The organism is Flagellimonas algarum, from assembly GCF_040513375.1.
In the GTDB taxonomy this organism is placed as follows: Bacteria; Bacteroidota; Bacteroidia; order Flavobacteriales; family Flavobacteriaceae; genus Flagellimonas_B; species Flagellimonas_B algarum.
The window spans coordinates 842,664-869,151 of record NZ_JBEVTG010000002.1 but is presented as its reverse complement, the minus strand read 5'-3'; the positions used below and the strand labels follow the sequence as shown (position 1 = coordinate 869,151).

At 46.4% G+C, this 26,488-nt stretch carries 20 protein-coding genes and 1 tRNA gene; 9 read left to right on the top strand and 12 right to left on the bottom strand.

Annotation, left to right across the window (positions count from 1 at the left end; genetic code table 11):
• Positions 1-96 precede the first annotated feature (96 nt).
• Entirely contained in the window at positions 97-1,632 is a 1,536-nt protein-coding gene (locus tag ABV409_RS11195; RefSeq protein ID WP_353877678.1) for an alanine/glycine:cation symporter family protein, read from the top strand.
• Positions 1,633-1,648: 16 nt separating this feature from the next.
• Here ABV409_RS11195 and ABV409_RS11190 read toward each other — a convergent pair whose 3' ends face one another.
• The gene (locus ABV409_RS11190) at positions 1,649-2,767 is read right to left on the bottom strand and encodes a PQQ-dependent sugar dehydrogenase (protein ID WP_353877677.1); all 1,119 of its coding nucleotides are present in this window, start codon (positions 2,765-2,767) and stop codon (positions 1,649-1,651) included.
• Between the two features lie 151 nt (positions 2,768-2,918).
• Between ABV409_RS11190 and ABV409_RS11185 the strand changes: the two genes are divergently transcribed.
• Positions 2,919-11,237 (top strand): T9SS type B sorting domain-containing protein, encoded by an 8,319-nt coding sequence (locus ABV409_RS11185; protein ID WP_353877676.1) that lies wholly within the window; start codon positions 2,919-2,921, stop codon positions 11,235-11,237.
• Between the two features lie 174 nt (positions 11,238-11,411).
• Positions 11,412-11,711 carry a hypothetical protein gene (locus ABV409_RS11180; protein ID WP_353877675.1) on the top strand — a complete coding sequence of 100 codons (300 nt, stop codon included), beginning with the start codon at positions 11,412-11,414 and terminating at the stop codon, positions 11,709-11,711.
• A 62-nt stretch (positions 11,712-11,773) separates the two neighbouring features.
• On the opposite strand, the gene ABV409_RS11175 is transcribed toward ABV409_RS11180, so the two are convergent.
• Both ABV409_RS11175 and ABV409_RS11170 read right to left on the bottom strand, forming a co-directional pair.
• The gene (locus ABV409_RS11175) at positions 11,774-12,457 is read right to left on the bottom strand and encodes a HupE/UreJ family protein (RefSeq protein ID WP_353877674.1); all 684 of its coding nucleotides are present in this window, start codon (positions 12,455-12,457) and stop codon (positions 11,774-11,776) included.
• 10 nt (positions 12,458-12,467) lie between these two features.
• Positions 12,468-13,469, bottom strand: coding sequence for a DUF4198 domain-containing protein (locus ABV409_RS11170; protein WP_353877673.1), 1,002 nt, complete (start codon positions 13,467-13,469; stop codon positions 12,468-12,470).
• A 183-nt stretch (positions 13,470-13,652) separates the two neighbouring features.
• Here ABV409_RS11170 and ABV409_RS11165 point away from each other — a divergent pair.
• Both ABV409_RS11165 and ABV409_RS11160 read left to right on the top strand, forming a co-directional pair.
• Positions 13,653-13,726, top strand: a tRNA-Pro gene (locus ABV409_RS11165).
• Positions 13,727-14,685: 959 nt separating this feature from the next.
• Entirely contained in the window at positions 14,686-15,045 is a 360-nt protein-coding gene (locus tag ABV409_RS11160; protein ID WP_353877672.1) for a helix-turn-helix domain-containing protein, read from the top strand.
• Between the two features lie 66 nt (positions 15,046-15,111).
• Here the strand turns inward: ABV409_RS11160 and ABV409_RS11155 are convergent, their stop codons facing one another.
• A complete protein-coding gene (locus tag ABV409_RS11155; protein WP_353877671.1) occupies positions 15,112-15,240 on the bottom strand; it encodes a hypothetical protein in 129 nt (42 codons plus the stop codon).
• A gap of 30 nt (positions 15,241-15,270) precedes the next feature.
• Here ABV409_RS11155 and ABV409_RS11150 point away from each other — a divergent pair, with 30 nt between their 5' ends.
• From ABV409_RS11150 to ABV409_RS11140, 3 genes are all read left to right on the top strand, one after another.
• Positions 15,271-15,924 (top strand): CPBP family intramembrane glutamic endopeptidase, encoded by a 654-nt coding sequence (locus tag ABV409_RS11150; protein ID WP_353877670.1) that lies wholly within the window; start codon positions 15,271-15,273, stop codon positions 15,922-15,924.
• A gap of 54 nt (positions 15,925-15,978) precedes the next feature.
• The gene (locus ABV409_RS11145) at positions 15,979-16,521 is read left to right on the top strand and encodes a GNAT family N-acetyltransferase (RefSeq protein WP_353877669.1); all 543 of its coding nucleotides are present in this window, start codon (positions 15,979-15,981) and stop codon (positions 16,519-16,521) included.
• A gap of 186 nt (positions 16,522-16,707) precedes the next feature.
• Positions 16,708-18,171: a serine hydrolase domain-containing protein gene (locus tag ABV409_RS11140; RefSeq protein ID WP_353877668.1), complete on the top strand. Its 1,464-nt coding sequence runs from the start codon at positions 16,708-16,710 to the stop codon at positions 18,169-18,171.
• Positions 18,172-18,394: 223 nt separating this feature from the next.
• On the opposite strand, the gene ABV409_RS11135 is transcribed toward ABV409_RS11140, so the two are convergent.
• Together ABV409_RS11135 and ABV409_RS11130 are read right to left on the bottom strand one after the other, a co-directional pair.
• Entirely contained in the window at positions 18,395-19,477 is a 1,083-nt protein-coding gene (locus ABV409_RS11135) for an Ig-like domain-containing domain (RefSeq protein ID WP_353877667.1), read from the bottom strand.
• A gap of 165 nt (positions 19,478-19,642) precedes the next feature.
• Positions 19,643-20,875 (bottom strand): hypothetical protein, encoded by a 1,233-nt coding sequence (locus ABV409_RS11130; RefSeq protein WP_353877666.1) that lies wholly within the window; start codon positions 20,873-20,875, stop codon positions 19,643-19,645.
• Positions 20,876-20,977: 102 nt separating this feature from the next.
• Between ABV409_RS11130 and ABV409_RS11125 the strand changes: the two genes are divergently transcribed.
• Positions 20,978-21,358, top strand: coding sequence for a winged helix-turn-helix transcriptional regulator (locus tag ABV409_RS11125; protein WP_353877665.1), 381 nt, complete (start codon positions 20,978-20,980; stop codon positions 21,356-21,358).
• A 181-nt stretch (positions 21,359-21,539) separates the two neighbouring features.
• On the opposite strand, the gene ABV409_RS11120 is transcribed toward ABV409_RS11125, so the two are convergent.
• From ABV409_RS11120 to ABV409_RS11095, 6 genes are all read right to left on the bottom strand, one after another.
• Positions 21,540-22,676 (bottom strand): hypothetical protein, encoded by a 1,137-nt coding sequence (locus ABV409_RS11120; protein ID WP_353877664.1) that lies wholly within the window; start codon positions 22,674-22,676, stop codon positions 21,540-21,542.
• A gap of 199 nt (positions 22,677-22,875) precedes the next feature.
• Complete coding sequence (locus tag ABV409_RS11115; RefSeq protein WP_353877663.1) at positions 22,876-23,427, bottom strand: hypothetical protein; 552 nt, start codon at positions 23,425-23,427, stop codon at positions 22,876-22,878.
• Positions 23,428-23,574: 147 nt separating this feature from the next.
• The gene (locus ABV409_RS11110) at positions 23,575-24,108 is read right to left on the bottom strand and encodes a hypothetical protein (protein ID WP_353877662.1); all 534 of its coding nucleotides are present in this window, start codon (positions 24,106-24,108) and stop codon (positions 23,575-23,577) included.
• A 141-nt stretch (positions 24,109-24,249) separates the two neighbouring features.
• Entirely contained in the window at positions 24,250-24,765 is a 516-nt protein-coding gene (locus ABV409_RS11105; protein ID WP_353877661.1) for a YxeA family protein, read from the bottom strand.
• A gap of 157 nt (positions 24,766-24,922) precedes the next feature.
• Entirely contained in the window at positions 24,923-25,399 is a 477-nt protein-coding gene (locus tag ABV409_RS11100; protein WP_353877660.1) for a hypothetical protein, read from the bottom strand.
• 79 nt (positions 25,400-25,478) lie between these two features.
• A complete protein-coding gene (locus ABV409_RS11095) occupies positions 25,479-26,354 on the bottom strand; it encodes an RNA polymerase sigma factor (protein ID WP_353877659.1) in 876 nt (291 codons plus the stop codon).
• Positions 26,355-26,488: the final 134 nt, after the last annotated feature.

Below are 26,488 nucleotides of genomic sequence, written 5' to 3'. Positions count from 1 at the left end.
GGAAAGCGGGTTACTGACAATTCCATATTTCTTCTGACATCTTGGGGGTTTCCGACAAGCTCAAGGCAATTTGCCGGAAATTCAAAAGCCCGCGCTATGATGGTCTCCGCATTTGCCGTACAACTTTCAGAAAACACACTAGGATTCGACGATCGGCTCAATGAAGCCTTTATGCCATTTGCCATTTGGTGGGAAAACCTGGTTTTTACCGAACTCCGTTTCTTTGGCATCGGCATCCCGATCGTACTCATCCTGCTCCTTTCCGGCGCCTTGTTTTTTACGGTCTATTTCCGTTTTGTGAACATCCGTCGATTTCCGACCGCATTACGGGTCGTTCGCGGTGATTACGATTATTTGGAAATACGGGATATCGGTCCTGACGGTCATGGGGGGGAGGTCAACCATTTTCAGGCTTTGGCGACGGCCGTTTCAGGCACGGTAGGCTTAGGCAACATCGCCATGGTGGCCGTGGCCATATCGATCGGGGGTCCCGGGGCTACCTTTTGGATGATCATTGCCGGCTTGCTCGGAATGTCGACCAAATTCGTCGAATGTACCTTAGGGGTCAAATACCGCGATATCGATGATCGTGGTCGGGTATTCGGGGGTCCGATGTATTATTTATCGCGAGGGCTTCAAGAACGGGGGTTGGCCTCATTGGGAAAAATATTGGCCATGGTCTTCGCCATGCTTTGTGTCGGCGCTTCCTTGGGGGGTGGCAACGCATTTCAGACCAACCAAGCGGCGGCGCAGATCATTTCGAGATTTGCTATTGACAGTCCGAATTCAGGCAGTTTGATCGGCTTGTTTTTTGCCCTCATCGTTGGTATTGTGATTATCGGGGGTATCCAAAGGATCGCCAAGGTCACTGAAAAGGTGGTTCCGTTCATGGCAGGGGTTTATGTTCTTGCCGCCTTGACGATCTTGCTGTTGAACTATGATAAGCTGGGTCAGGCCTTGGGTTTGATCTTTAAAGAGGCCTTCGAACCGAGGGCAACCATCGTGGGTGGGGTAATCGGTGTAATGATCCAAGGCTTCAGAAGGGCCGCTTTTTCGAATGAGGCGGGTGCTGGTTCCGCGGCCATCGCCCATTCAGCAGTACGCACCAATTTCGCCGCTTCAGAAGGTTTGGTAGGTTTGTTGGAGCCTTTTATCGATACGGTGGTCATCTGCACGATAACCGCTTTGGTCATTGTGTTGTTCAATATCGATGGGGGATTCGTTTTCGGTGATGTGGTCAACCAACAGGTGTTATTGGCCGACGGGACACGGGTAGGAGGGGTGAACCTCACTTCCATGGCCTTTGAGAATACCATTCCCGGGTCATCCTATGTATTGGCCATAGCCGTGGTCTTATTTGCCTTTTCGACCATCATTTCATGGTCGTACTATGGCCTGCAAGCATGGAAATACCTCTTTGGACGTTCGAAGGGGGCCGATTTGACCTACAAGATCCTCTTCCTGTTTTTTACCGTCTTGGGTGCGGCGGTAACCTTGGATGCGGTCATCAAATTTTCGGATGCCATGATCTTGGCTTTGGTCTTTCCGAATTTCATAGGCTTGCTCTTGCTGTTTCCCAAGGTGAAAACCGAATTGCATACCTATTTGAAACTCATTGGCAAACGCGTATAGGAAAAGCCCCCCTTTCCTATTTAGGTTCCAAACGGTAGATGCCTTTGCCCTCGATACCGACATAAATATAGCCGTCGGGGGCTTGTTCGACACTGCGCACACGACCCATCCCATCCAACAATTTTTCACGATAGGTGACTTTACCGTTTTCAAGCACCAATCGTTCGAGATATTGGAAGGATAGTGAACCGACCAGCAAGTTGCCTTTCCAGTCCGGATAGGTGTTGGAGTCCACAAACGCCATTCCACAAGGTGCGATCGACGGGGTCCACTGATACAGCGGTTGTTCCATGCCCTCACGGGCGGTTTCATCGGTAATTCGCGTTCCGCTATAATTGATGCCGTAGGTGATGATCGGCCAGCCGTAGTTTTTGCCTTTTCGTATGATGTTGATCTCGTCACCGCCCCTAGGTCCGTGTTCATGTTCCCAAATCTCGCCGGTAAAGGGGTTTTTCAACAGGCCCTGCGGGTTGCGATGCCCATAGCTGTACACGGCTTTTTTGGCCCCGGAACGTTTGTAGAAGGGGTTGTCTTCCGGAATGCGGCCGTCATCGTGCAAGCGGTAGATCTTACCCCCATCGCGTTCGACCGATTGGGGGTTTTTGTCGCGACTGCCCCGGTCTCCGACTGAAAAATAGAGATACCCTTCATTATCGAAGGTGATCCGCGAACCGAAATGGTAGGGTTTGCTGGAGTTGGGGGCTGCTTTGTACAATACTTTTTGTTGGGTCAATCGATCCTTTTCAAGTTTGGCACGAAGGATGGCCGTATTTGCCCCACGCCCTTCCCCTTCTGCAGAAGCGAAGGAAAGGTAAACGAGTTTGTTGGTTTTGAAATCAGGATGGGGTTCAATATCCATCAATCCGCCTTGCCCTAGCACTTTAACTTCCGGTAGTCCCTTGATTTCGGTGGTTTTTCCCGCCTTGACATGCAAAAGTTTCCCCGACTTTTCAGTGACCAAAACCGTCCCATCGGGCAAAAAGGCCATACCCCAGGGGTTTTCGAGCTCGTCGATAACTAAATTAGCTGTAAATGAGACAGTTGCGGGGGTGTTGATGCTGGTATCCGTCTTTTGTCCGCAGGCTTGGGTGAGCAGTACAACGAAAAAATAGGGATAGATCACACACTTTTTCATAGTTTTATCGTTAAAATGTATAGAAAGTTAGTTGAATGACACCTTAGTGGCGTTCAAAGTAAGTAAAAAATAATGCTATAAGTCAAACCATTACGATTTTAGAATATTGAGGTCCCAAATCTGATATTCTTATCATAACCGAGCTTAACCTATGCCCAGCAAACCGACAAGGCGTCTTCTGAATGCCGTGCTATTGGTGTTTTCATCAATTGTAGTATTTTCGGCGGTTACCCACTCGAATACCATTCTTCGAGCAGAGCTGTTGTTTCCTAAGGTGGCGGAAAACGAAACCTCGCTTTCCGAGTCCTTGGAGGAACAATCGGCCGCTTTCGATACGGCTTTCGAAGCCGCACCCATGTTCATGACGATCATTCAGGGTGCGAATGAAGAAGTGGTATGCCCGAATGACGGTAGTACGCTGGCTAAGTTCTTTTTATGTGGTACCAGCGATGTACGGACCATCTCCCTTTCTCAATCGGGGGGAAGCTATGAATGGCAGCAATTGGATCCCAACACCTGCGCACCGACGGTGGTCGATGACTGTCCCACGATCAATACCTCCTGTACCTGGAATACGGTCGGAACCAATGCCACCTACGATCTCAGCGCTGCTGGTGAATATCGGGTCCGGGTCGATTCAGGACAATTCTATTATTTCAAAGTCACTCAAAATCCATTGGATCCCCAATTGATTTTTGAGGATATCATATGCGGTAACCCTGGTAGGGTAGAAATTACAAACGTTCCTATCGGTTATGAGTACAGTTTGAATACTTCTGCTGGGCCCTACCAGGATGACCCGTATTTCGATATCACTGCCCCGGGCGATTATATGGTTTGGGTGCGTTTGAAAGACGTGGCTTCCAGTGCTTGTCTTTTCCCATCGAATACGGTAACCGTGAGCAGTTTGGATATGACGGTTGACGTCTCCAAAAACGATATTCAGTGTAGTGGCGAGCAGGGTAGTATCGACGTACAAGTTTCGGGCGTACCCGGATTCTACACCTATCGTTTCATCAAAAACGGGGTTACGGTCGATACCTTCGGCCCTGATGGTGCCGATTCGTATACCTTCGCCAATGTCGGTTCCGGAGTCTATACCGTTCGGGTCGAGACGAATGACTGTGATGTTACGGTGACCACTGATATCAATAGCGACCCCATTGAAATCGGTAGTGGCATCAGCCCCTTGGATGTTTCGGCAACGGCTTCCGATAGTTTTGGTTGTGGGGCCACCTCGGTCGATGTGACCTTGAACACCTCAGGAGGGACCGCCCCGTATCGCTACAGTTTGGATGGGGGAACCAACTTCAGCGGACCGTATACCGGTACGGCGACTTTTGCCGTGACCGCCTCGGGCACCTATACCATCTTGGTCGAAGATGCCAACGGCTGTCAACGTTCAGGATCGGTGGACGTTCAGGACATCCCCCCGCCCACTTTTACCATCACCGAAATGGATGCGAATTGCGGTGGCGCCAATGACGGCCAAATCATCGTCAATCTCACCAACGGTTTCGGATATAATATCGAATACAGCATTGACAACGGGGTCAACTATCAGGTCAGTAACGTATTTTCGAACTTGGCCCCGGGCAGCTATAATATCATGCTCCGGTATACCCAGGATTCCTTCACCTGTACGACTCCAGCCCAGAATGCGACCGTCGGTACCCCGACCACCATCAATGCCACCGCCACTGCGGATGCTACACCTGACTGTGCCAATGAAAATGGAGGTCAAATCAGTATTAATGGGGTATCAGGAGGTACAGGGCCCTATGAATTCAGTATCGGTGCTGGATTTAGTGCTACCACGACTTTTACGAATCTTGGTGTCGGAACCTATACGCCCTTGGTGCGTGATGCCAATGGATGTGTAGAAGCTTTGCCTGATATCGTTTTCGCCGCTTTGGACAAACCCACCGATCTTGATTTTGCCATATCCAGTTTGGATTGCATCACCACCACGGCCTCGGTCACCCTAACCGTAACCGATGGGGTCGCCCCGTATACCTATGAAATTATCGCTCCGGCGGCTAGTGTGGTCAATAACGGGACCAACGATACCTTTACCGGACTCGGATTGGGTACCTATACCTTCAGGGTGACCGACAATGCGGGCTGTTCGTATGATGAAAACTTCGCCATAACCGATATCAGCTCCATTGAGGCCCAGGCCCAACAAATCAGTCCCATTACCTGTTTCGGGGATTCCGATGGAACGGGTAGGTACCTGGTCGACGGATTCAATACCACTTACAGTTACAGCATCGATGGCGGAACGGTCTTTACCGGCCAGAACAGCGGTACCGTTGATTTGACCGGTTTGGCTGCGGGAAGCTATGTGATTACGGTAACCGATGAGGAAACCAACTGTACCGATACGGCTACCTTGACTATTGAAGGACCTGCCGCGGCTTTGAACATCGATCTTTTGGATGTCGGTGCCATGAGCTGCCAAAATGGGAATATCGGAAGTGTGACCGTGAACACCTCTGGGGGTTGGGGTGGTAACCGCTATACCTTGACCCAACCCGATAGTTCGACACGAGGGCCCCAAAACAGCCCTGTCTTTGCCGGACTATCACAAGATGGAACTTATACGGTTTCGGTAACCGACCTCAATGGATGTACGGTCACCGATACCTTCAGCCTTAGTGCTTTGAGCACACCGGTTTTGACTGTGGACAATGCGGCGTCGGACTTCTGTTATGATGCTTTCGACGCTGCTTCCCTAGTCGTAAATGCTACCTCCGGGTCGGCCCCATACGAATACCGTATCAATGGTGGCCCACTCGGTGCTAGCAATAGTTTTACCGGTCTTACTCCCGGCACCTATACGATCGAAGTGGTCGATGCCAACGATTGTCGTGATACCGTCACGGCGACCATCGCGCCCCAGATCATCGCCAATGCAAGCATCATCAGGGAACTGGAATGTTCCGGTCCTGATGGGGAAATCCAGGTCAATATTTCGAACGGGTATCCTGCAGGAAGCAGTTATGTCGATTACGACGTCTACATTAATGGAACTTTGACTACGAGCAACGCACCGATCACCGGAAACAGTTTCGTCTTCTTCGTGCCCAATGACGGATCCATTACCGCTGATACGACTTATCGTTTTGTGGTGCGTGATTCGCAAGGCTGTGAGAACACCTCGAACGACGTGACCATTACCCCCCAAGAAACCATTGCCGGTACCGCCGTTGCCACCGACACCCAGTGTGGGGATTTGAATAGCGGTATCGTTGAATTGATCCCGGATACGACCCAAGGGGTGCCTCCTTACCAGTTCAGTAATGATGGTGGTGCGACCTTTGGCAATCAAAATGTATTTGCCGGTTATGCCCCAGGTACCTATTCGAACTTTTTCATTCGGGATAGCCGTGGCTGTATCAGTAGCCCGATTTCGGCTACCATTTTGACCAGCGATCCGCTGGATACGGATGTTACGGCCAATCCTGCTACCTGTTCGGCCCCGCCACAGACTTTGGGTTCGATTACCGCGGATATCTTGAACGGAACGGCCCCGTTCGACTATGAGGTTTACGATCTTTCAGGAACCTTGGTCGCCTCTTCTTTGGGTACGGCAAGTACATCTGAGAATTTCGCTGGTTTGGCGGAGGGAAGCTATACCGTGGTCACCCGTGACGCCTCTGGCTGTGAAGACCGTGATGTGGCCGTTATCGAACAAAACCAATTGGACCTGATTCCATTGGATGCCCCTCCTGCGAATTGTTCCGATCCCTTTATTTCGTATCGGGTACAAGCAGTTGGCGGAACGGCTCCATACGAATTCCGATTGGTCGGTGACCCTACCTTTGTTTTGGCCAATGTCAATGGTATCGATATTCACGACTTTTCAGCTGTGGTCACTTTCGGGGTGACCTACTTCGTTGAGGTTCGTGACGCGCTGGGTTGTATCTATATCGAACAGATTGATCCGATTACCCCACCGAGCCCGATCGATGTAACCGCAACTTCCACCTTCGCTTCCTGTGATATTGCAGGCACAGGTGAGATCAACTACCAAGTGACCGGTATTGCCCCGAGTCCGGCCGATATCACGATCACCTTGGAGAATACCGATACCGGCGCAACGGTTTCGGGACCGACTTCCTTGACCAATGAACCGATCCCATACAACGGAACCTTCACCAATTTGCCGCCGGCGAACTACCAGATCATCGTAACCGATGACAATACCGGCTGTAGTGCCAGCGAATTGGTGTTGATCACCCAAGATATTCCGGGCATTGCGATCGATGCCAATATTGCGGCTACCTGTAATTCGAATGCCTTGATTACCGTTCGTGGATTTGGAGGTACCGCACCCTACAGTTTTGCCTATGTCCCTACCGGGGATCCCGCACCGACGACCTTTGCTGCGGATACGAGTTTTGAGATTGCCGGTCCGTACCCCACGACCTATGACTTCTATATCGAAGATGCCAGTGGATGTACCAATATGGTCACCGCAACGGTAACCGAAAGCGCCGGGGTGCCTAGCCCGACGATCGACGTGATCAATCAGTGTACCGCGACCAGTGGTTATCAAATCAATGTGACCGCTCCCTTGACCAGTGGTCCGGCACCCGAAACCACCTTCCAATATGACATCGGAAGCGGTTTCCAAGACAGTCCGAATTTCGTAGTGCCGAATCCGGGAAGTTACTTGATCACCATTCGCGATGGCAATGGTTGTACCGCTACCATCACTGCCGAGGTCTTTGACTTTTTCTCGATTACCGCTGATGCCACTTCCGTACCGACCTGTAATGCGGGCGACGGAGTGATCACGGTAAACACGACCGGAGGTAGTGGTAATTTCGAGTTCCAATTGCGCGACGCAGGTACCTTGTTGCCTATCGGTGCGCCCCAAAGCTCCAACGTATTCAATAGCATCCCTCCAGGGGATTATGACATCTTGGTGACCGACTTGAGTTCGAACACCATTCCACTCTGTTCCGACAATGCCATCGTCAATGTATCGACGGTCGATACCCCGGTCATCGTGGCCACACCAAGTACCTCGATTACTTGTAACGGCGCCAATGACGGCAGCATCTCGGTAGACCTGCAACCCGGAACGGATACCGATACCCCATTGAGTTATATCCTTTACGATGGGGCTACCACGACCATCGTGGCCGGACCACAAGGGTCTTCCGTTTTTGATAATCTGGGTCAAGGAACCTATCAAGTGGAAGTCGTTTCGAACCGTGGTTGTTCGGATCGCTCGACCGATATCGTGATTTCGGAACCTACCGCACTACAGCTGAACACCGCCAATACCGAGTTTTCTTGTAACCCGGCGAGCAACCAATTCAGTACGGCCACCATTACCGCTTTCGTGGATGATAATGGGGATGGATCCGGAACCGCAACGGGAACCGGACCCTACACCTACAGCATGAACGACGGTACGCCGGCCTTCGATGGAACCAACTTCCAAACCAGTAATGTTTTCGAGATCATCGATAATGGTACCAACCAATCGATTTTGATCACCGTCAGGGACCAAAACGGATGTGAAGCCTACAGTACAGTGAATATCAACGCCCCGACCGATCTGACCTTCAGTTATGCGGTCAATCCGATCAACTGTGATGCTACGGGGGTAGGGGTCAGCCCGGGTTCGATCGATATCATCATCGATCAAGGCCCTGGAAATTATGAAGTCGAGATCTTGCCTTTGGGCTCGGAGCCTGCCCAAAATTCAGGAGGGACCGATACGGTGACCTGGGATATCGCGGTTCCAGGGGATTATATTTTCGCGGTTACCGATCTAGGAAGTGGGGGATGTACCTACCTGACCGCTGTAGTGAACATGCCCGAGTACAATACCATAGAGGCCGTAATTGCCGAGGTCCGTCCGGTAACCTGTTTCAATGGGATGGACGGCGAGATCAGCCTTGCGATCAACAACTACAGTGGCATGTACCAATATGAGGTGTTCTCGCGAGACAATGCCGGAGTGGAAACCTCGACCGGGGTGACCGGAAGTTTTGATACCAACGCACCGATCAATTCCCCTGAGATCATCACGGGCTTGCCGGCAGGCAACCTGGTCGTACACGTCGAGGCCCTTGACGCCCCATTTTGTGATGTGGTCAGTAATGTGACTACGGTACGATCGCCCGATAGGGCCCTGACCGTTGCTTTGCTGCAAACCGCCGATGTGACCTGTAATGTACCCGGACTTGGGGAGATTACGGCGACCGGTGATGGGGGCTGGGGTACTTTCGAATACCAATTGATCGATATCGATGGGGTGACCGTCTTGACCGATTTCCCGAATACCGACCCTATATTTTCAGGCTTATCGACCGGCACCTATACGGTCAACGTCAGGGATGCCAACGGTTGTGTCGCCACCAATACCTTGAACTTGGCACTGCCGACCCCGATTACGGCCGACATCCAAGTCATCAACCCATTGCAGTGTAACAACGATAACAACGGGGCCATAGAAGCTTTCAACATTGTTGGGGGACAAGGAGTGGGCAACTACCTATTCCAATTGAACCGCTTGTCGGATGGTACCGATAGTGGGTTACAAACCACCCCCCAATTCCAGAACTTGGCCGCGGGTGATTATACGATCACCGTTTTCGACGGATGGAACTGTAGCTTTACCACGGTTCCGATAACCGTTCAAGACCCTGAAATCGTAATCGCCGAGTTGGTGGAATTACAGCCCCCGGGTTGTGGGGACTTGGGTCGCATGTTGCTCACGGTGACCAACCCTGAACTAGGGGTAAGCTATTTCTATCGCCGTTCGGGTACCGCGGATCCCTTCGTGCCTTTTAGTACGACCGATCCGTTGGCTACCTCCGTAGAGATTGCCGAAGACATCACCCTCGACCCCGGACCGTTCCAATACGATGTACAGAATTCCAACGGATGCCCCTTTGAGCGTTCGAACCAAATCTCTTTGGATCCTGCCGCGCCACTAGTGATCAATCTGGATTTGGCCAATGCGATCATCAATTGTGCCGATGAACCAACGGGTATCATCCGTTCGGAAGCCTTTGGGGGTATTGGCAACTACAGCTATGCCCTATTGAGTTCGGATACCCCTCCGAACCCGACTCCGGCGAATACCGTCCGTGATTTCCAAGATTCCGGGATTTTCAGGAACCTTGACGCCGGTACCTATTATGTGTTTGCAAGAAGTGGCGGGTGTGAGACCATTTCCCCACCTATTGTGATCGAGCCGAAGCCGCCATTGGTCTTGGATTATTTTGAAGTTCAGGATGCCACCTGTTTCGGCGCTGCCGATGGTCGCATCATCTTGGAAGCCAGTGGGGGAACCGGAGTGATCCGTTATTCTATCTCAGATACTTTGAGTGAGTTCTTTGAAGGCGACGATCCTAGCAATCCGAATAGGAAGACTTTTGATGACCTGGCACCGCGACAATACGATATCATCATCCAAGATGAACTCGGGTGTACGATCACACAGACTGTGGTGATCGACCAACCTATGGAACTGGTTGCGGGTATTGCCGATGCCACCCCGGAAACCTGTTTGGGAGATGGTGATGGTACGGTGACCCTCCAGGTTATGGGAGGAACGGCACCCTACTACACCAGTGTCAATTCTGCCGAAGATGCTGATTTCGTGCAAAACGATGCCTTGTTCTTTGATAACCTATTGGGTGGGGAGACTTATGTGATTTTCGTTCGCGATGCCGCAGGCTGTGAAACCAATGTGGTCGTTGAGGTCGGAATCGGGATCGATTTGATGGCCGAACCCGTAGTCACTTATGGCTGTGATGGCATTTTCCCGAACAGTACGACGACCATCGAGATCACCCAGACCAACCTGATCCCGGAACTGCTGTTCTCTTTGGATGTCGATGATATTACCATGGCCAACGATACCCGGGTATTCGGCGATTTGGCACCAGGTCCGCATATCGTGTATGTATACCACCAAAATGGATGTATCACCATGGCCGAGTTTGAGATTGACGCCTATGAACCCCTGGTATTAGAGGCCGAAAAAACCGGCCCTAATGAAATCACCGCCATCGCTACCGGAGGTTTCGGTGGCTATGAATACTTCTTTCAAGGGGAGTCGTTCGGCGATGTGAACATTTTTAATATCAATTTCGATTCGACCATTGAGATCATGGTTCGCGACCAAAACGGTTGTGTGGCCAATCTGGTCATGCCGTTCAACTTTGAAGGGATGCCCGAGTTCCCCGACTTCTTTACTCCCGACGGGGATAATCTGAACGATCTTTGGTTTCCGGAGAACAGCGAATTCTTCCCCAACATCGAAGTCAAGATCTATGACCGTTACGGTCGGGTAGTGGCCATTTTGGACGAAGTCAAGGGCTGGGACGGAACCTACGAAGGACAACCGCTACCGACTGGGGACTATTGGTACGTGGTCAACGCCAATGATCAAGAGCAGCAACAGTTCGTAGGTCACTTTACCTTGTACCGTTAATACCGTTTTAAGTTGGTACATGGCGTGAGCTTACACCTTTTAAATCTAGAATTAAACCATTCAACATAAAAAAATGACGGTTCATTGGCGCAACTGAACATGGCATGCTTTTATTGGTTTATTTTGTTATGCAAGCGCTTCGGCGCTTCCATCCTTTATACCTTAATACCTTAGATGAACAAAAAGACCCCACCTCACATTCCTTCTTTTTTGTTTGATGCCGAATCGGCGCTTGATGAAACCTCCTTATTGAAGTTAAGTTTGATACTCAGCGGACTTTCGTCGGAAAACAAACCGTACAAAATCGATTACACGACCTTATTGATGAGCTACGGTGCATGGAAGGGCCAGAACTTAGATGAATTCTGCCACGAGCAGACCATCAGTTATTTTATGTTCAATCCGTCGAATGATTCAGCGGAAGCCCGAGAAGCGCTGTTTCACGAAATCCATGAATTCCTATCCGGGAAATAAGGCGGTGCCCAATTTCCGAACCAAACGAATTCCATAGTATGTACCCTAAGATGGGGTAGGAATCAATGCGCACCATGGGCATACTGCCAGATCTGATAGGCCGTTAAGGCGACCCCGGCGATGACCAAGTAGAGGTTGACTGCTTTGTAAAAAGCTTCATAACTATCTCGTTTCCGCCATTGTTGGATGAAGAAAATAACCGGTATCAGTACCGCGACCTGCCCGAGTTCGACACCTAGGTTAAAACTTAAGATACGGCCTAGAAAATCGGCTTCCCCGATATCGAAGGATTGCAGTCGTGTCGATAGGCCCATCCCATGGATCAGTCCAAAAAGGAACACCATGAGAAGAAGGTTCGGTGAATCGACACCGAAGCATTTTTTGAACCCCCCTAGATTCTCAAAACCCTTATACAACACACTCAGCCCGATGACCGCGTCGACGAGATGTTCATTGACTTGGATCCCCAAATAGGTCGCCCCGGTCAAGGTGATGCTGTGCCCAATGGTGAACACCGTGATGAACTTGACGATGTCTTTGAAGCCCGAGAGGTAGAAGATGACCCCGACCAAGAACAGCAGGTGGTCGTAGCCGGTGACCATATGTTTGGCCCCGACCCATAGATAGGCCCAAAGGCCCCCATCCAACAAGGTCTGGCGGTCGGCCCCGCTTACATCATGGGCCAACAGCCCTAAAGGCAGTAGCAACAACAACAGGGTGGGTAGGTTCCGGTTGATTTTGAACATGGGTTTCGGCTTATTTCTTCTTACGGTTGAACCCAACAAAGAATAGGATGATCAGCATGACACTGCCGATCCAATACCAATACGAGGCCAAGCCCTCTTCATGGTGGTGGTGGGTCTCGGTGTCATGTTCATGGGCATGACCTTCGCCCACGGCAAAAGTCAAGGTCGCCCAATTCGATTCATGGGTAAGTCCCGCTTCTTCAACGGTCACCAAATGGATGGTGCGCAAGTACCATACCCCGCCCGCATCGATGTCTAGCTCAACCTGCCCATTATCGTCAGTACGAAGTTGTCGAACCCCCTCGTGTGAATGACCATGATCCGTGTTTTCATTATGGGAATGGGTCGTGCCATCGTCATGGGTATGCTGGCCGTTATGGGTATGTCCGTGGGTCGGTTGATGGCCCACATACACCAGTTGATCGGCCAGGGGCTGGCCCTCCAACAACAAGGTCACCTTTAGGGAATGGCCCGGATGCAGGTCATACGGGTTGCCTTGCGGGACGAACTCGATGGGATATCCGAGTACGGTCTTCCAATCGTCAGACAATTGGTCGCCGACTTGGAATAGCGTTTTGACGTGTTTGGAATACCGCTCTATGGCATCTTGGTCCAGCGTATTGTTGTTTTTGCGTTGCTCGAGCATGTCGATGATCCCATCGTGTTCGAGATACCCGTTGAAATCGGGGGCCGCCAATTCGATCAATCGGGGTTTGGTCGACACCCCGGCCACCCAGGTTCCTGCATCGCCCGTGGTGAAACGTAAAAAGGTAGTGCTGTCTTTTTCGAACCATTGGGCGCTGTCAACCGCGATGCGTTGGCCGTTACCGACCAGACTCATATCGATCATACGATCGCGATCGATGACGTTCTCACTCTTTTCAAAAGTGCCGTTGAACAATTGCACCTCGGCTTGGGCCTGGGGTTGCAAGAAGAAGCCTTCCAGTTTTAAAAACATGTCGTGGCTGCAAAACAGCATGATGATCAATAGGGCAGGGAGGAGTCGTTTCATGAAAATCGGTTGGGTTGACAAAAAGTTCGCTCGGCAACGAAAGTAGCGAATCGAGGGGTTCTCGGCAATCATCTTAACAGGATGTTAGCGCTTTGAAGGGGCATTCGAGGGAAAGGGGAAATATGTCGGAATTCCTATGATCGAATTTGATAACAATTACTATTTTTGCAGTCGCGAATTGCGCGGGATGTGGCGCAGTCTGGTAGCGTACGCGCATGGGGTGCGCGTGGTCGCTGGTTCGAATCCAGTCATCCCGACAGGCTAAAGCGATAAAGACTTCCTTAGAACGATACCGTTTTTGGAGGTCTTTTTTTCTTCATAATGGCTTTAGATATGCTATAAAACGGATGGTAATTGCATGATGGATGAAGCGAACCGCAAAGTTCATTGAAAGGGTGGTTTTTGAATACGTCAATTTTTTTAACTTCAACCAATGGGTACGGAAGTCCATTTCTTTCTTGTCGCGGGAATTGTCATTAACTCAATTCTTCTTTTTCAATTAATAAAAAAAGATCGGTCATCGAATCACAACCGAGTCTTGATCTGTATCTTTTTTCTGATCTTCTTTTTGATTCTCAATACCTATGCGACCCTTAATGGATTAACAACGATAGCTTTACTGACTTTCGTTTTTCAGGATGGCATAGAGTGGTTCATTGGTCCTCTGATCCTGCTTTATATCCGGTATGTTTTTGTCAGTAAGGAAGGTTTGCATAGCAACTTTACCATCCATTTCATCATTCCGGTTGTATACCTCCTTCTTGTTTCTTTGCCTATACTTCTTCATGCAATAGATGACTCCGTATTCATTCGATATGTGGCATTTTTACAAGATTCGTTAGCGTTGCAATTGTTGGTGGCACAATTGTATTTGATGGCTTATTTGGCCTATTCATTTTATCTGTTTCGTAACTATCGAACTATTTATAAGTCAAATTTCTCGACGTTCGATCAACAGGACTTTTTGTGGATTCGAAATTTGATTTTAGGGATTTTCGCTACCAGCCTTATCTACTTCTGCACCATGATCATTGAGTTGATCTTTGATTTTGAACTCAATTATTACAGTTACATTTTTAGTTTGTTACTCGTGACACTTTTGCTCACTTATCTAGGGTATTACGGGTTTAATCAATCGAAAATCTTCATTGAGGATGACCAATTGGACATAGGGCCGACCAAGGGAAACGTTAAAAAACCGTACCAAAGGTCTAGATTGACATCAAATGAAATTGAAGGGCTAAAAGAACGGCTTTATGCTATTTTCAAGAATGACAAGCCCTATTTGGATGAGCAGCTGACCTTGAAAAAGACCGCTGATTTATTGCAGACTTCAGATAAGAAACTCTCTGAATTGCTGAATAACAATCTTGAGACCAACTTTTACGACTTTATCAACACCTATAGGGTGAATGAGGTCAAAGAACGCTTGCATTCAAAAGACGCTTTACGGTACACCTTGATCGCGATTGCCTATGATTGTGGGTTTACCTCAAAAACCAGTTTTTACCGGGCTTTTAAAAAATCTACAGGGTACTCCCCTTCGACATATCGCAAAAAACTAAGCGGTAATTAGTTCCTTTGGATACTATGTACCCTTTCAGTATGGGAATTCCGGTTCTTTTGTGGGGAAATGGAATTTCTATTCGCGATGCGCAAACACCTGAATCAACTTCTTGTTTTCCTGGTCATCCTGATCGGTCTCGTCCTCATAAGGGAATACTTCGTCAATTTCCTTTTGGAGCGGACTATTGATGATTATAATGTACATCTGTTATTAGGGTTTGGAATCAATCTGATAATGATTGTCGTTTCCTGCTATTTCATAAAGGCCAACGGACTTCTTGGCTTGGCAGGACTGACCCAAGACCCCATGACTAAAAAAGGAGTCCTGCTGTTTCCGCTCCTTTATCTCGTCTTATTGAATGCCTTGTTTATGGATGACCTCTATGAAAAGGTGCAATGGAGCAATATGGCGATCCTTCTTTTGTATTGCCTTTCGGTCGGTATTTCTGAAGAATTGGGTTTTAGGGGGGTAGTTCAATCCATGTTGATAAAGACGTCATCCGGAACCAAGAAGGGCGTTGTCGTTTCCGTAGTGATCTCCTCGATCCTTTTTGGCTTGATCCATTTGATCAGGTTCGATAAAGGGATCTACGGTGAAATTTCCCAGGTGTTTTTTGCCGGTTTTATCGGAATGCTTTTCGGCCTGGTGCTACTCCTTACCAAGAGGATATACCCCTTGATCATTATCCACACGCTCATAGACTTTGCAGCCAAATTAGATAAGGCGGGAATTCCGATCCAAAAAAAGATCAGTGATCCCACCTCATTGGAAAATAGCATCTTAACCGTTCTCCTCGTCCTGCCCTGCTTGATCTATTCTTTATTTCTGATTAAAAGAAACAGGCTGGATATCCAATCTGAGCATGTAGATCGAACCACTACCAGTTAGAACAGTAGCGGATTACACTAGTTTAAAAAGCGAACCTATCAAAAACGGATTTTCATGACACTTGAATCAAAACGATTGAAATTAGAAGAAGTTTCATGGGCAGACGTAACGGAAATCCATCTCTTGCATTCTTTCGATGCGGTAGCCGAATACAATACCCTTCCGATTCCAAAAAGCATTGAAGAAACGAAAGGAGCGATTAAGCACTTGGTTGAAGCGAAGGTGACCAAACCAAGAAAGTTCTATTTGTGGAAAATCGTCCTAAAGAGTACCGGTGCCTTTGTGGGTATTGCGGGAATGACCCTGTCCCTTGATCAATTTTCGATCGGTGAAATCTATTATAAGCTGATGCCTTCTTTTTGGGGAAAAGGGTTTGCCACTGAAGTATCAAAGCGCTTGATAAAATCCGGTTTCGAAGACTTCAAGCTTCATAGGATCGAAGCCGGGGTTGACACTGAAAATATAGCTTCCATCCGGGTTCTCGAAAAATCCGGAATGACAAGGGAAGGAAGACGGAGAAAAATACTCCCCATTCGGGGGAAATGGAGGGATAACTTTCATTATGCGATTCTGGAAGATGATCCCCCAATACGCTAGTTGCCCTTGCCCATGTATTGGATCGTCCGATTTTCCAAAATGAAGAATAGTCCATACCTCATACGAATCATGTATTAAACCTCAATCCAGTTCCATATATCCAGATCGGTATGTTGTGGTTCCACCATCCAATCTGCAACAAGCGATTTTTTTAATAGTCCTCTTGTAAACTAAAAGCAACAAAAAATGAAACAACTAAAACGATTATCGATCCTTATCCTTCTAGCCAACAGCTTTTTGTGTGTATTCAATGCGAATCAACTCCATGCCCAGGAATTGAAGCAGGAAATTGATTTTTACCTCAAAAAAACCATCGCACATCATCAAATCCCTGGTTTGGCCCTGGCGGTTGTTCAAGATGATGGGATCCTTTTTGAAGCCTACTATGGCAAGGCGTCGTTGGAAGAAAACGTTCCTGTTGATAAAAACACCTTATTCCGGATTTTCTCTGCTACGAAACTGATCACTACGACAGGGGTCTTTCAGTTGATCGAAAACGGAGCATTACGATTGGATGATACCTTGGCCACTTACCTCGATGATTTGCCCGAAGCTTGGCAGAAAATCAAAATTAAGAACCTGTTGAGCCATTCATCAGGGCTTCCGGATATCCTCAAATATGAAAGCACTTTATCGGATGAAGACCTGATGGCGAAATTATTCGATGATAACATGGAGTTCGAGACCGGATATCAGTTTCGCTATAACCAAACCAACTATTGGTTACTTGCCCAGATCATTGAAAAAATAACAGGTGCTACATTTGAGGGGTTTATCCTCAAAAATCAATTTGCAGGTGGTAATGAAGGGGTGCTGTTTTCTTCCAATTCACAAGAGGTATTGCCAAATCGTGCGACGCGATATTTTTACGAGGGTAAAAGCAAAGGGTTTGTCAAGGCGACCGATAACAACGGTGCTAGAGGGCATTCGGGCAATGGGTTGAACCTTACCCTTGATGAATTTATCAAATGGGACGGGAAGCTGAAAAAAACGCTTCTTTTGGATGAGCAAACCAAATCCAAAATGTGGTCCCCTTTTGAATACACGAACGATTTTAAGTATCAAAAAGAAGATTTTTTGCACGGTTGGGGGAGTTATCCGATCAATGCCCAAAAGTCATTTGGTTTTTCAGGGGGAAACCTGGCTGCGTATCGATTCTTCCCTGAAAGCAATACCTCGATCATACTTTTATCGAACGGGTACGTGACTCCAGCCTATGATATTATCGTGAATGATATTGCCAGGCTAACACTGCCGAAATTACGGGCCCAGGGCGCAACATTGGAGTATAATGTGTTGGGCCTGATTGAAAAAGAAGAGTTCGATGAGGCCTTACAGACGTTCAAGAAACTCAAAAGGGAAAACCCGAAGTTTCGATTTGAAAATTTAAAATGGAATATCAACGCAATCGGAAATTCCTTTGTCTGGAACGATGACTTCGAAAAAGCCATGAAAATATTCGAGTTGAATGCAGCAGCCAATCCGGACTGGTGGGTGGCCTTTGCCGCATTGGGAGAAGTATACGAAGCCCGAAAAGATTCACTGAATGCCATCAAATGCTATAAAAAGGCGATCACATTCAATGAGAAAAATGAAGGATACTATAATGAAGAATTGACCAATCTAATTCGTGGGTTACAAACTAAGTAGTTCGAGATCTTTTGGCGTGAAGAGTAGCGTAGCATATCAATCCAGGTGGGTCAAGTCATCTCATCTGTGTATGATTTCGGTCAAGCCCCGTAATCCATGCACATTATACGGCTGAAAATCAGACCGAGAAAGCGATGGTAGGGGTAAAATCCAAAAAAAACACCATCCAAATGATGACTGCCAGAAGCATCAAGGACATCCGATAAAGATGCGTGCGTGGTATTTAATGTTCCAAACCCAATTGGAATTCGATGGTTTGATGCGTTGGGGAATCGCTCCCTCTCTCCCTTTTGATCTGATCAAGGGGGTTTTGCAGGTTATTGCCAGCCACATCTTCAAGGCGGCTATCCACGATGATCCGATACGATCCTTGCTGCCACTCTTCTGATGGAACAAATTGAATCCGGTGTTCTAGCCCATGGACTTCCCATTGGCCGGCGATGGATTTCTTGACCTCCCCTTCAATTGTGATCATGGATTGCAATAGGGCATGATCCATGGCTCTGTCGAATATGATGGTCAAGGGTTCGAGACTTCTGACTTTTGGCCGATGTATTTGCCAGTTCCTAAGGTCGATAGCAGTTCGATTTGCAACACCGACCAAGAATTCTTTTGTGGTCTTTTTTGACAACGTTGCTCCAAAAACATTTTGCCATGCTTCAGATACCGTCAAGTAAAACCGATCGCCTTCAAGCAAGGCAGGGCCTAGCTGCATATGGGTTGAGACCCCTCTTTTTATCCTTCCCGGATCGAAAAGGAGGGTAAGCCTTTTTCCATCAGGGCTCCATAGTTCTTGTTTGAATTCCATAAAGGAGTTCGGAACACTAGTTCCGGCGGCATCGGAAAGCGTGATGTAATCCATAGCCATTCCCTTTTTCATCGGTGTATTGAAATGGATGTAAAATCGAAGCAGGTTCTCAGGAAGCACATTGCCGGAAGGATAAATGCCCAAGACCTTTACTTCATGGGATGGCTGTTGCCCTTCGAAGAAAAACGATCGATACGAATGGCCGATTTCAGTGTCGAACTGTTTAAACCGCACCACATAGGCCAACCCTCTTTCGAAGGGGAAAAATGGGGTAAAGACCAAATAATCGCCCTCAACGGTATGTCTTCCTTGCACCGGGATCGCACCATATTTTTCGTTCTCATCCGACACAAAAACCGCTAGGTGATTATAGCTGGGTTTTTCCGTACCGGTATTTACGAAAGCGGAAATATCCAATTGAACCGTTCCATGGATGTCATCTGGAACCAACAGCGTTGGTTCGGATTGCGAATAGGCTTCCGTTTGGGAAACTATCATGGAAAAGAGTATTAGGAAAAAGTACACCCTCATATACGCGATTTTATGACTTGCATGATCGGAGAATCGGACGAACTGGTAGAAGCCCATGTTCGGCGTTGAATAACACACAGCCTTGGTATATGCGCTATGATCGGCCCTACCAGTCATCCGTCAGGATCGTTGTTAGTTTCCTTTTTCCATAGCTGACCAGTAGCTTGGAAAATCAAACTCCGCAGCTTCGATATTGTGCATTTTATAGGGAAGCATGGTCGAAACGGTTTCCAAATCCAAACTACCGGTAGGGGCATCCCTGTTTAAGGATACGAATTGTTCTTCATTCAAAACATCAATTTGAAGGGAAGCACCCATGAACATCACCCCTTCTCCTACGGGACCGTAAGGAAGAATAGGGCCCAAATCCAATTTGAATCCCCTTTCAAAGTCTTTATCGGTGACCACCTTGGCATTGTTCAAACCTTTCAGTGGAATAACTTGGGGCGTTCTTCCGCTATTGGTCACGAATAACATTTCTTGTCCCATCAGATTGAAAGCAACCATATCAAGTGGTTGTCCGTTGCCCATATCACCAAGTGTTCTGGCTTTGACCTTTGCTCCGTCTTTTAACTCAGACAATGGAATCAACACCAGTGGACTACAGGTGTAAGCGGCAATGATTTGATCTACACCATCAATGGTTTTGATTTGCATCGCACGAATAGGGGCACGGCTTTCATATTGATCATGTGCAATGTGGTACATTTCAATATTGCTGATACTTTCCTTTCCGGTAAACGGATAGGGCATTCTTCGCAATACCGAACTGAATTCCTCATTGCTTACGCCGGCTACGAATAGTTCTCCCTTATGATATTCCATGTCCATTATGGAAAACATGCGCTGTGGGCGTTTGGCCTTGGCAATGTCTTTGATTGAAGGAGGAGCCGTCATGATGCCCCTGGCTTTGAATTGCTTGCCGATTTCCGGTATTTTGTCCAAGGGTTGGGTAGTGATTTTTACGCTAGCTAGGTCTATGATTTTCAGCTCCTTTTCCCCATTTATTTTGATCAGGGCAGGGAGCGCTTCCAATCCATGTCCTCTAGTCACGGAGAGATAAACTTCCCCACTCTTTGGGTGTACCGCCAAATCATTAATTTGGATGTTACCAAGAGCAGTGCCTAAAGCTGCAGCTACTCGAGCATCAACGTGGGATACATTGATTTCAAATCCTTCTTTTTTTCGACTTTCTGCACTTAAATCAATGGCATGGATCGCTCCTTCAAGATTGTCTCCTGCAAACAATATACCTGCATCACTAAATTCCAATGTTCCTAGCGATTTAACCGATTGTTGGGCATTCACCGTGAAAACAGCAAAACTTAAAATGATCGTTGATATGAATTTTTCCAATTTTTTCATGTTTCTGAAATTTAGGGTAGTACGTATTTAAATTATTTTATCGCCAAATTATTCAATAGTTTAGCACCTAACAAAAAGTTAGGTACATACAAATTAGTTCGTATGAGAAAAAGGAACTCCGTTAATTTTGAAAATCGGAAAATATTGGAGCAATGTGGCTTGACCTATGCGATGACTTTATTGGAGGGGAGATGGAAGCTGAATATACTTTGGGCGATTCATAACGGATACAATCGCTATGGCAAAATGAAACAAAAAATTCAGGTCATTTCTGAGAAAATGCTCACGCAACGATTAAAGGAATTGGTTGATGCGGGGATCATTACAAGAAATGATTTAGGTACCGTCCCCCCGCATGTCGAATATGACTTGTCTGAGAAAGGAAAAGAACTGATCACCATATTGGAATTGATGAGGGATTGGGGCAATAGCGTGAGGGAAAGTGCTACAAGCCCATTTGCCGAACAGAACGATCTCGCATAAACGGCATTTTCAATACCTAAAACCATTGTTCATGGCAAGGAGGTCGGGGGTAGTGCAAAGCTTAGTAGAAAACACCGCCAATAATCGGGTTTGCTTTTTTCGGATAGCATTTTAATCCTTGTTGCCAACTGGTTTCTCCCCGCTTTTAATAATCCTCCTGCCTAAGCAGCTTAACTTCGTTTCAGTTTTTGCCATCGGTATTGGCTGCTGAAGGAATCGGCCCGTGTAGGCGATATACATCGATTTCGGGGGTGTTGGGGTCGATTTCAGATACCCAACCATGTGTCGCACTCGATAGACTGATCCTGCCCGGCACATGGAGTTGTTCAAGAACGGACCAAGTCGCTCCATTGTCGGTGGAGTAGTACAATTTGTTGGAGGTTGTGGCGGTATCTGAATAAGAAGAACATAAAAATCCTCCCGGCGTGATCGGGATGCTGTTGAGGTCGAAAATCTTATCGGCAAGTCCTTGGGGGCTGAGTTTCGACCAGCTTTTGCCTCCATCCGAAGTGACGATCATATTTTTTGAGAAGTAATCCCCGCGATCGTGATAGCGGGCGATGCCGTGTAGCGGATCCGAGAAGCTTACTTCAAAGATCATGTCCCGATCCGTTAGTGGGGTACTGTAGGCCGTCCAGGTGGTGCCCCGATCGGTGGATTTGAGTATGCGGCCCATGGTGCCCACCCAAATGGTATCTTCAATGGCATAATAACTATCATCGCTCTCGATTTCCCAAGTGGATTGCAATTCAGGTAAATTCGATGCAGGAAGTCTTTTCCAATCCTTGCCCGCATTATACGTCTTGAATACTTGAAAATAACCGTCGGCATTGGAGGCGAAAACGATGCCCTCTTGATGGTTGAAAAAATGGATCTGGCCCCCATAGCCATCGGAGAAGGGTACCTCTTGTACCGTCCAATGGGCGCCTCCGTCGAAGGTGGCGTAGATCTTGGGTTTCCAAGCATCCGGCTTATAAAAATCCATACGGTCCACGGTGCTGATCCATGCACTGTCTTTACTCACTGCCGTAAGGCAGGAGACGTAAAAGGTGTCGGGTGTATCTGCGGGTAACACCTCATTTTTCCAGCTGATGCCCCCATCGTTCGTATGGGTGATGACATTGGGGGTATGTTCTTTGACCATCGCCCTGGTGTTGGAGGCACTGGCCCAAACGGTATGCTGATCCACGGCGACCATATGGAACGGAGAGGTGCTTCCGGTACCTTCAAGACCGGTATGTTGTGGGGTGACTTGCTGGGCATATACCAAATGGGATAGCGTAATCGTAAAAAGTGTAATGAGCTTATTGGGTTTCATCGTATCAATGGATTTAATAGCGATACAAACCTAGCTCGTGTTTGATGCAATCCATGGTTTTTCGAGCCCCGTCACGTCCAGAAAAAAGAATCTGGACGAGATTATGGGTAGTGAGGTTTTTTGAAAAACAAGTTGATAACGGGAAAGATGGAAAAATGGCTAAGTGGTAGCTATGGGTTGTGGCCATTGTTGTACCACGTTATTTCTTATTTATATATACGTCCTCAATTTCGTCTAAAAGGTAAAGCTTGCTTAATTCAATATTTATTTTGTTAAAGTCCCTTTCGAAGAATTGGGCAATAAGCTTTTTTGGGATTTCCTCATTTTGGGATTCGGTCAAGTATATTTTGACTTTTCGAGATGGTTCTTTCAAATTGTTGGTTTCTGAATGAGTCCCTAGCCCAATTATAAATTGAAATAACATAGGATTATGGTTGTCAGGTGCAACACTAATTGATAAATATTTTGAATCAATTTTGCTTAGAACTTCGATATCTGGCATATTGTAAGTTCCAGACCTGAATTCCTTTGAATAGTCCGTTTTCCAATTCACATTTTCAAAATCCGATACGTGTTTCACGTATGAAGTTTTTCCTAATATTTGGTACAAATCGGTTTCCAAGTCAGTTGTGTGAATTCTTGACACGAACTCATTTTTTACGTCTAGTCTGTTGGAATTTTCGGTTTTCTTTTGTTTGCATGAGAGGTTTAAAAACAAAAGGATCAATGTCCAGAATAAGTGTTTTTTCATAATGTAATATAACTGTTTAGTGTATGGTCTAGTTGCGGAAAACGTCCAACAGACTTTTACTTCGTATCCCTTATTTTGCGAATCAAGCTGGGGTTCCTTTTGGGATTTCCAATAGCAATGAGCGATACACAACGTAGCCAGTATTTTTTAATAAACAACGATTGTTTCGTGTTGTGATTTGCACCAATCCACTACTTTTCCAGTCTTGTTAATTTCCAAATGATAAATAATGACAAGTCGGTCATAAGACTCAGAAACATTTACAAAAAACCTGTTTGGTTCTTTTTTTGATGCCAAGGGATAGCTCATAAATAACTTTGGGTAACTGCCTCGACCATTCCTCCGTATTTTAAATTGTTTTTTGTCCAGCTGGCTAAAGTCCAGTTCAAATTTTCCAGAGTCGATATTGTCCTGTTCGTATGTTGTTTTGTCAACTTCGATTGTTTGATTTTCAAATATTGGTTTTTCGAAGCATTTTCCGTTCGGAATGTAAGTCCCACCTTTTTGAAAATCAGAGTAAAATCGATAAACACTTATTCTCTTTTTTACTGGATGATTCTTGAGAATCTCCTGTCCGTAAAAGTCAAACGCTATTTGCTCAAAAAATGGCAATTCGGTTTGAGCAAGTCCGAATATGGTGCCCAAAATCCAAACAACTAGTATTAGAATTCCTTTTTTCAAGAATTACCGCTAACGGTCTCGGTTTTACCTACCTTTTGGAAAGGTGGATTCATGACCAAGGCCAGTTTTTTAGTTCCTTGAAGTTAGGGAAAAATGATCAAGCGATAGGCATGGGGTATACGCCTTGTTATGCTCTGAAATTTATGTTCTAAAAGGAATCCTTAATTCCTCTGCCCTGAACCTTGAATTCGATTCCATTCGTTTTAGAAATTCCACGAATCCAGTGGAGTGTTGTAAAACAACTATTTTTCCAACCTTGGCGTACAGCTTCAAATACCCTGATGTTGCATTGAATTTAATGTTTTCAATAGCGGTCCATTTTATAGTTCGTTTTTTCCCTATCCAGTTCGTTACAATTATTCTTTTGTCATCAAAGACTACTGAATATTTATAGTACCCTATCAAAATAGCAACTCCCAAACCGAAGAATATGGATATGGCAATCGGGGCCATTACCGCTATTTCCTTATTCCAATGAATGATTGCAGCATTCATTAGAAATGAACCTGTAAAGCAGCAAACGATCCCAACCCATTTATAACTTCGATTGAGTTTAAGCGCGAACTGGCCGTGCACATTTTTAGGGATCCTTTTTCCAGATTGGAAATCAGCATAAAACAGCAGTAAAGCTGTTAGTATCGGTAAAATCATTCCCATTTTGGTCAGTTGGTTTTAGGGGGCGAAACGGTCTCGGCCCTACCTGCCTACAGGTGCTATTCGTGGTCAGCGCCGGAGGTATTTTTAGTTGATTGAAGTTAGGGAAAAATGGCTAAGTGATGGGCATGGGGCATCGTTTTGTTGGTCTCTGTTTTCACTAATTTTCTGAAGGCAGTCTATACTCCATGGATTTTTGGAAACCTTGAATAACGAATACCGAAGCTATTACTGCCAGAACGATCCTAACCCAATGAAGTACGATCCACAGTTCCAATCTGCCGGCCGCTTCAGATACACTATAACTCCCATCGATGAAGGCCAAGTTCGTGGGAAGATGGTAGACGGAAGTAATCAAAATTGATAGTAAGGTGGCGTATAGCGCCATTCGCCATCTTTTATTCGCTTCCCTATGTTCTTTGTTCAAAGAAATGGAAGCAACAATCCCTATAAGTCCTGGTAATAGGGTTACTACTACGGTTGGTAGCAAAAGGAGAAAGGTTGCCTCAAAACGCTGCATAAAAACCATGGGATCCTGTCTTTGCCAGGCAATGGCGTACGTCAAACCAATGTTAATGATGTTGCCTAAATAGGCTATTGTTCCAATAACCGCGATAATGCCCACTGTTCTTTTCATAATTAAAGTTTTTACCATTGAAGATGTTGTTTTGAGTGTTAGACCATCTTTTTTTCAATGTGTAAAAACTTTAAGGGAATCAGTTGAGGTTTAACCGATTTTTCCAATCAGCATCTTCAAGCAACTGGGTCAAGAAGTTCTTTTTCGCAAAATTGGTTTTGAAGCTATGATCAAGGTGCAATTCGAGATACTTTAATTCGGAATCGTCGGAAAGGTAGTTTGCGTCTTCTTCCAGTTCGTTTCGAAAAGTGGAGAACTCTTTGCGATTTTGAAGGAGGTTTTTGGAGTCTATGATGCCTCCTTCAATGGAAACGGTAACTTTTTTGTGACATCGACAAGGATTCGTTTTATCAATTAGGCCACATTTGCTTTGCATGAAATTGATCAAGTCCCTTCTTGCTTTACTCAATTTCATTCTAAAATTGGCCTTGCTCATTTCCATGATTTCCGAACCGATCGTATGGTTGGCCCTAAACATTTCGCCAATGATGTAGATCATGCGTTGTTCCTTGGTTAAGCAAAGCAGCATCCCTGAAAGGCATGTCAGGCGTATTTCTTTTGTTTCATCCGATTTATCCAGTTTTTCTTCCTCTGTTAGTTCAATATCAGGAATCGAATCCAATGCGGCACCCAATTCCTTAAAATTCGAAGCAAATTTCCTAGCTGAATTTTTTTGATCGTTGAGAAAATGATTTCGGACAATACGGTAGGCCCAAGTACGAAATGAACTCTGAAAATTGAATTTCCCCAAGTTCGAGATCATTTTTATCAATGCTTCTTGCGATAGATCCGCTGCATTTGTGGGGTCTCCGACCATTTTCCAAGCGATGTTGTACACAAAGGGTTGATGCCGCTCTATAAGTTCATTTAATGCACTCTTTTCTCCATCCAAAGTTCTTTTGATAAGTTTTTTGTCAATAGCATCGTTATGGTCTTTGGAGTTCAACGGATTCATTTTGAGATACATTTATCAGTTAGACAACTGCTGTAAAGAAGTGTAAATACTTTGATGGTTTGCGACAATTTCAACTAAAAAATTCGGCCCTGTCTGCCGGAAGGTATCACTCCGTGGCCAAGTCTAATCGTATT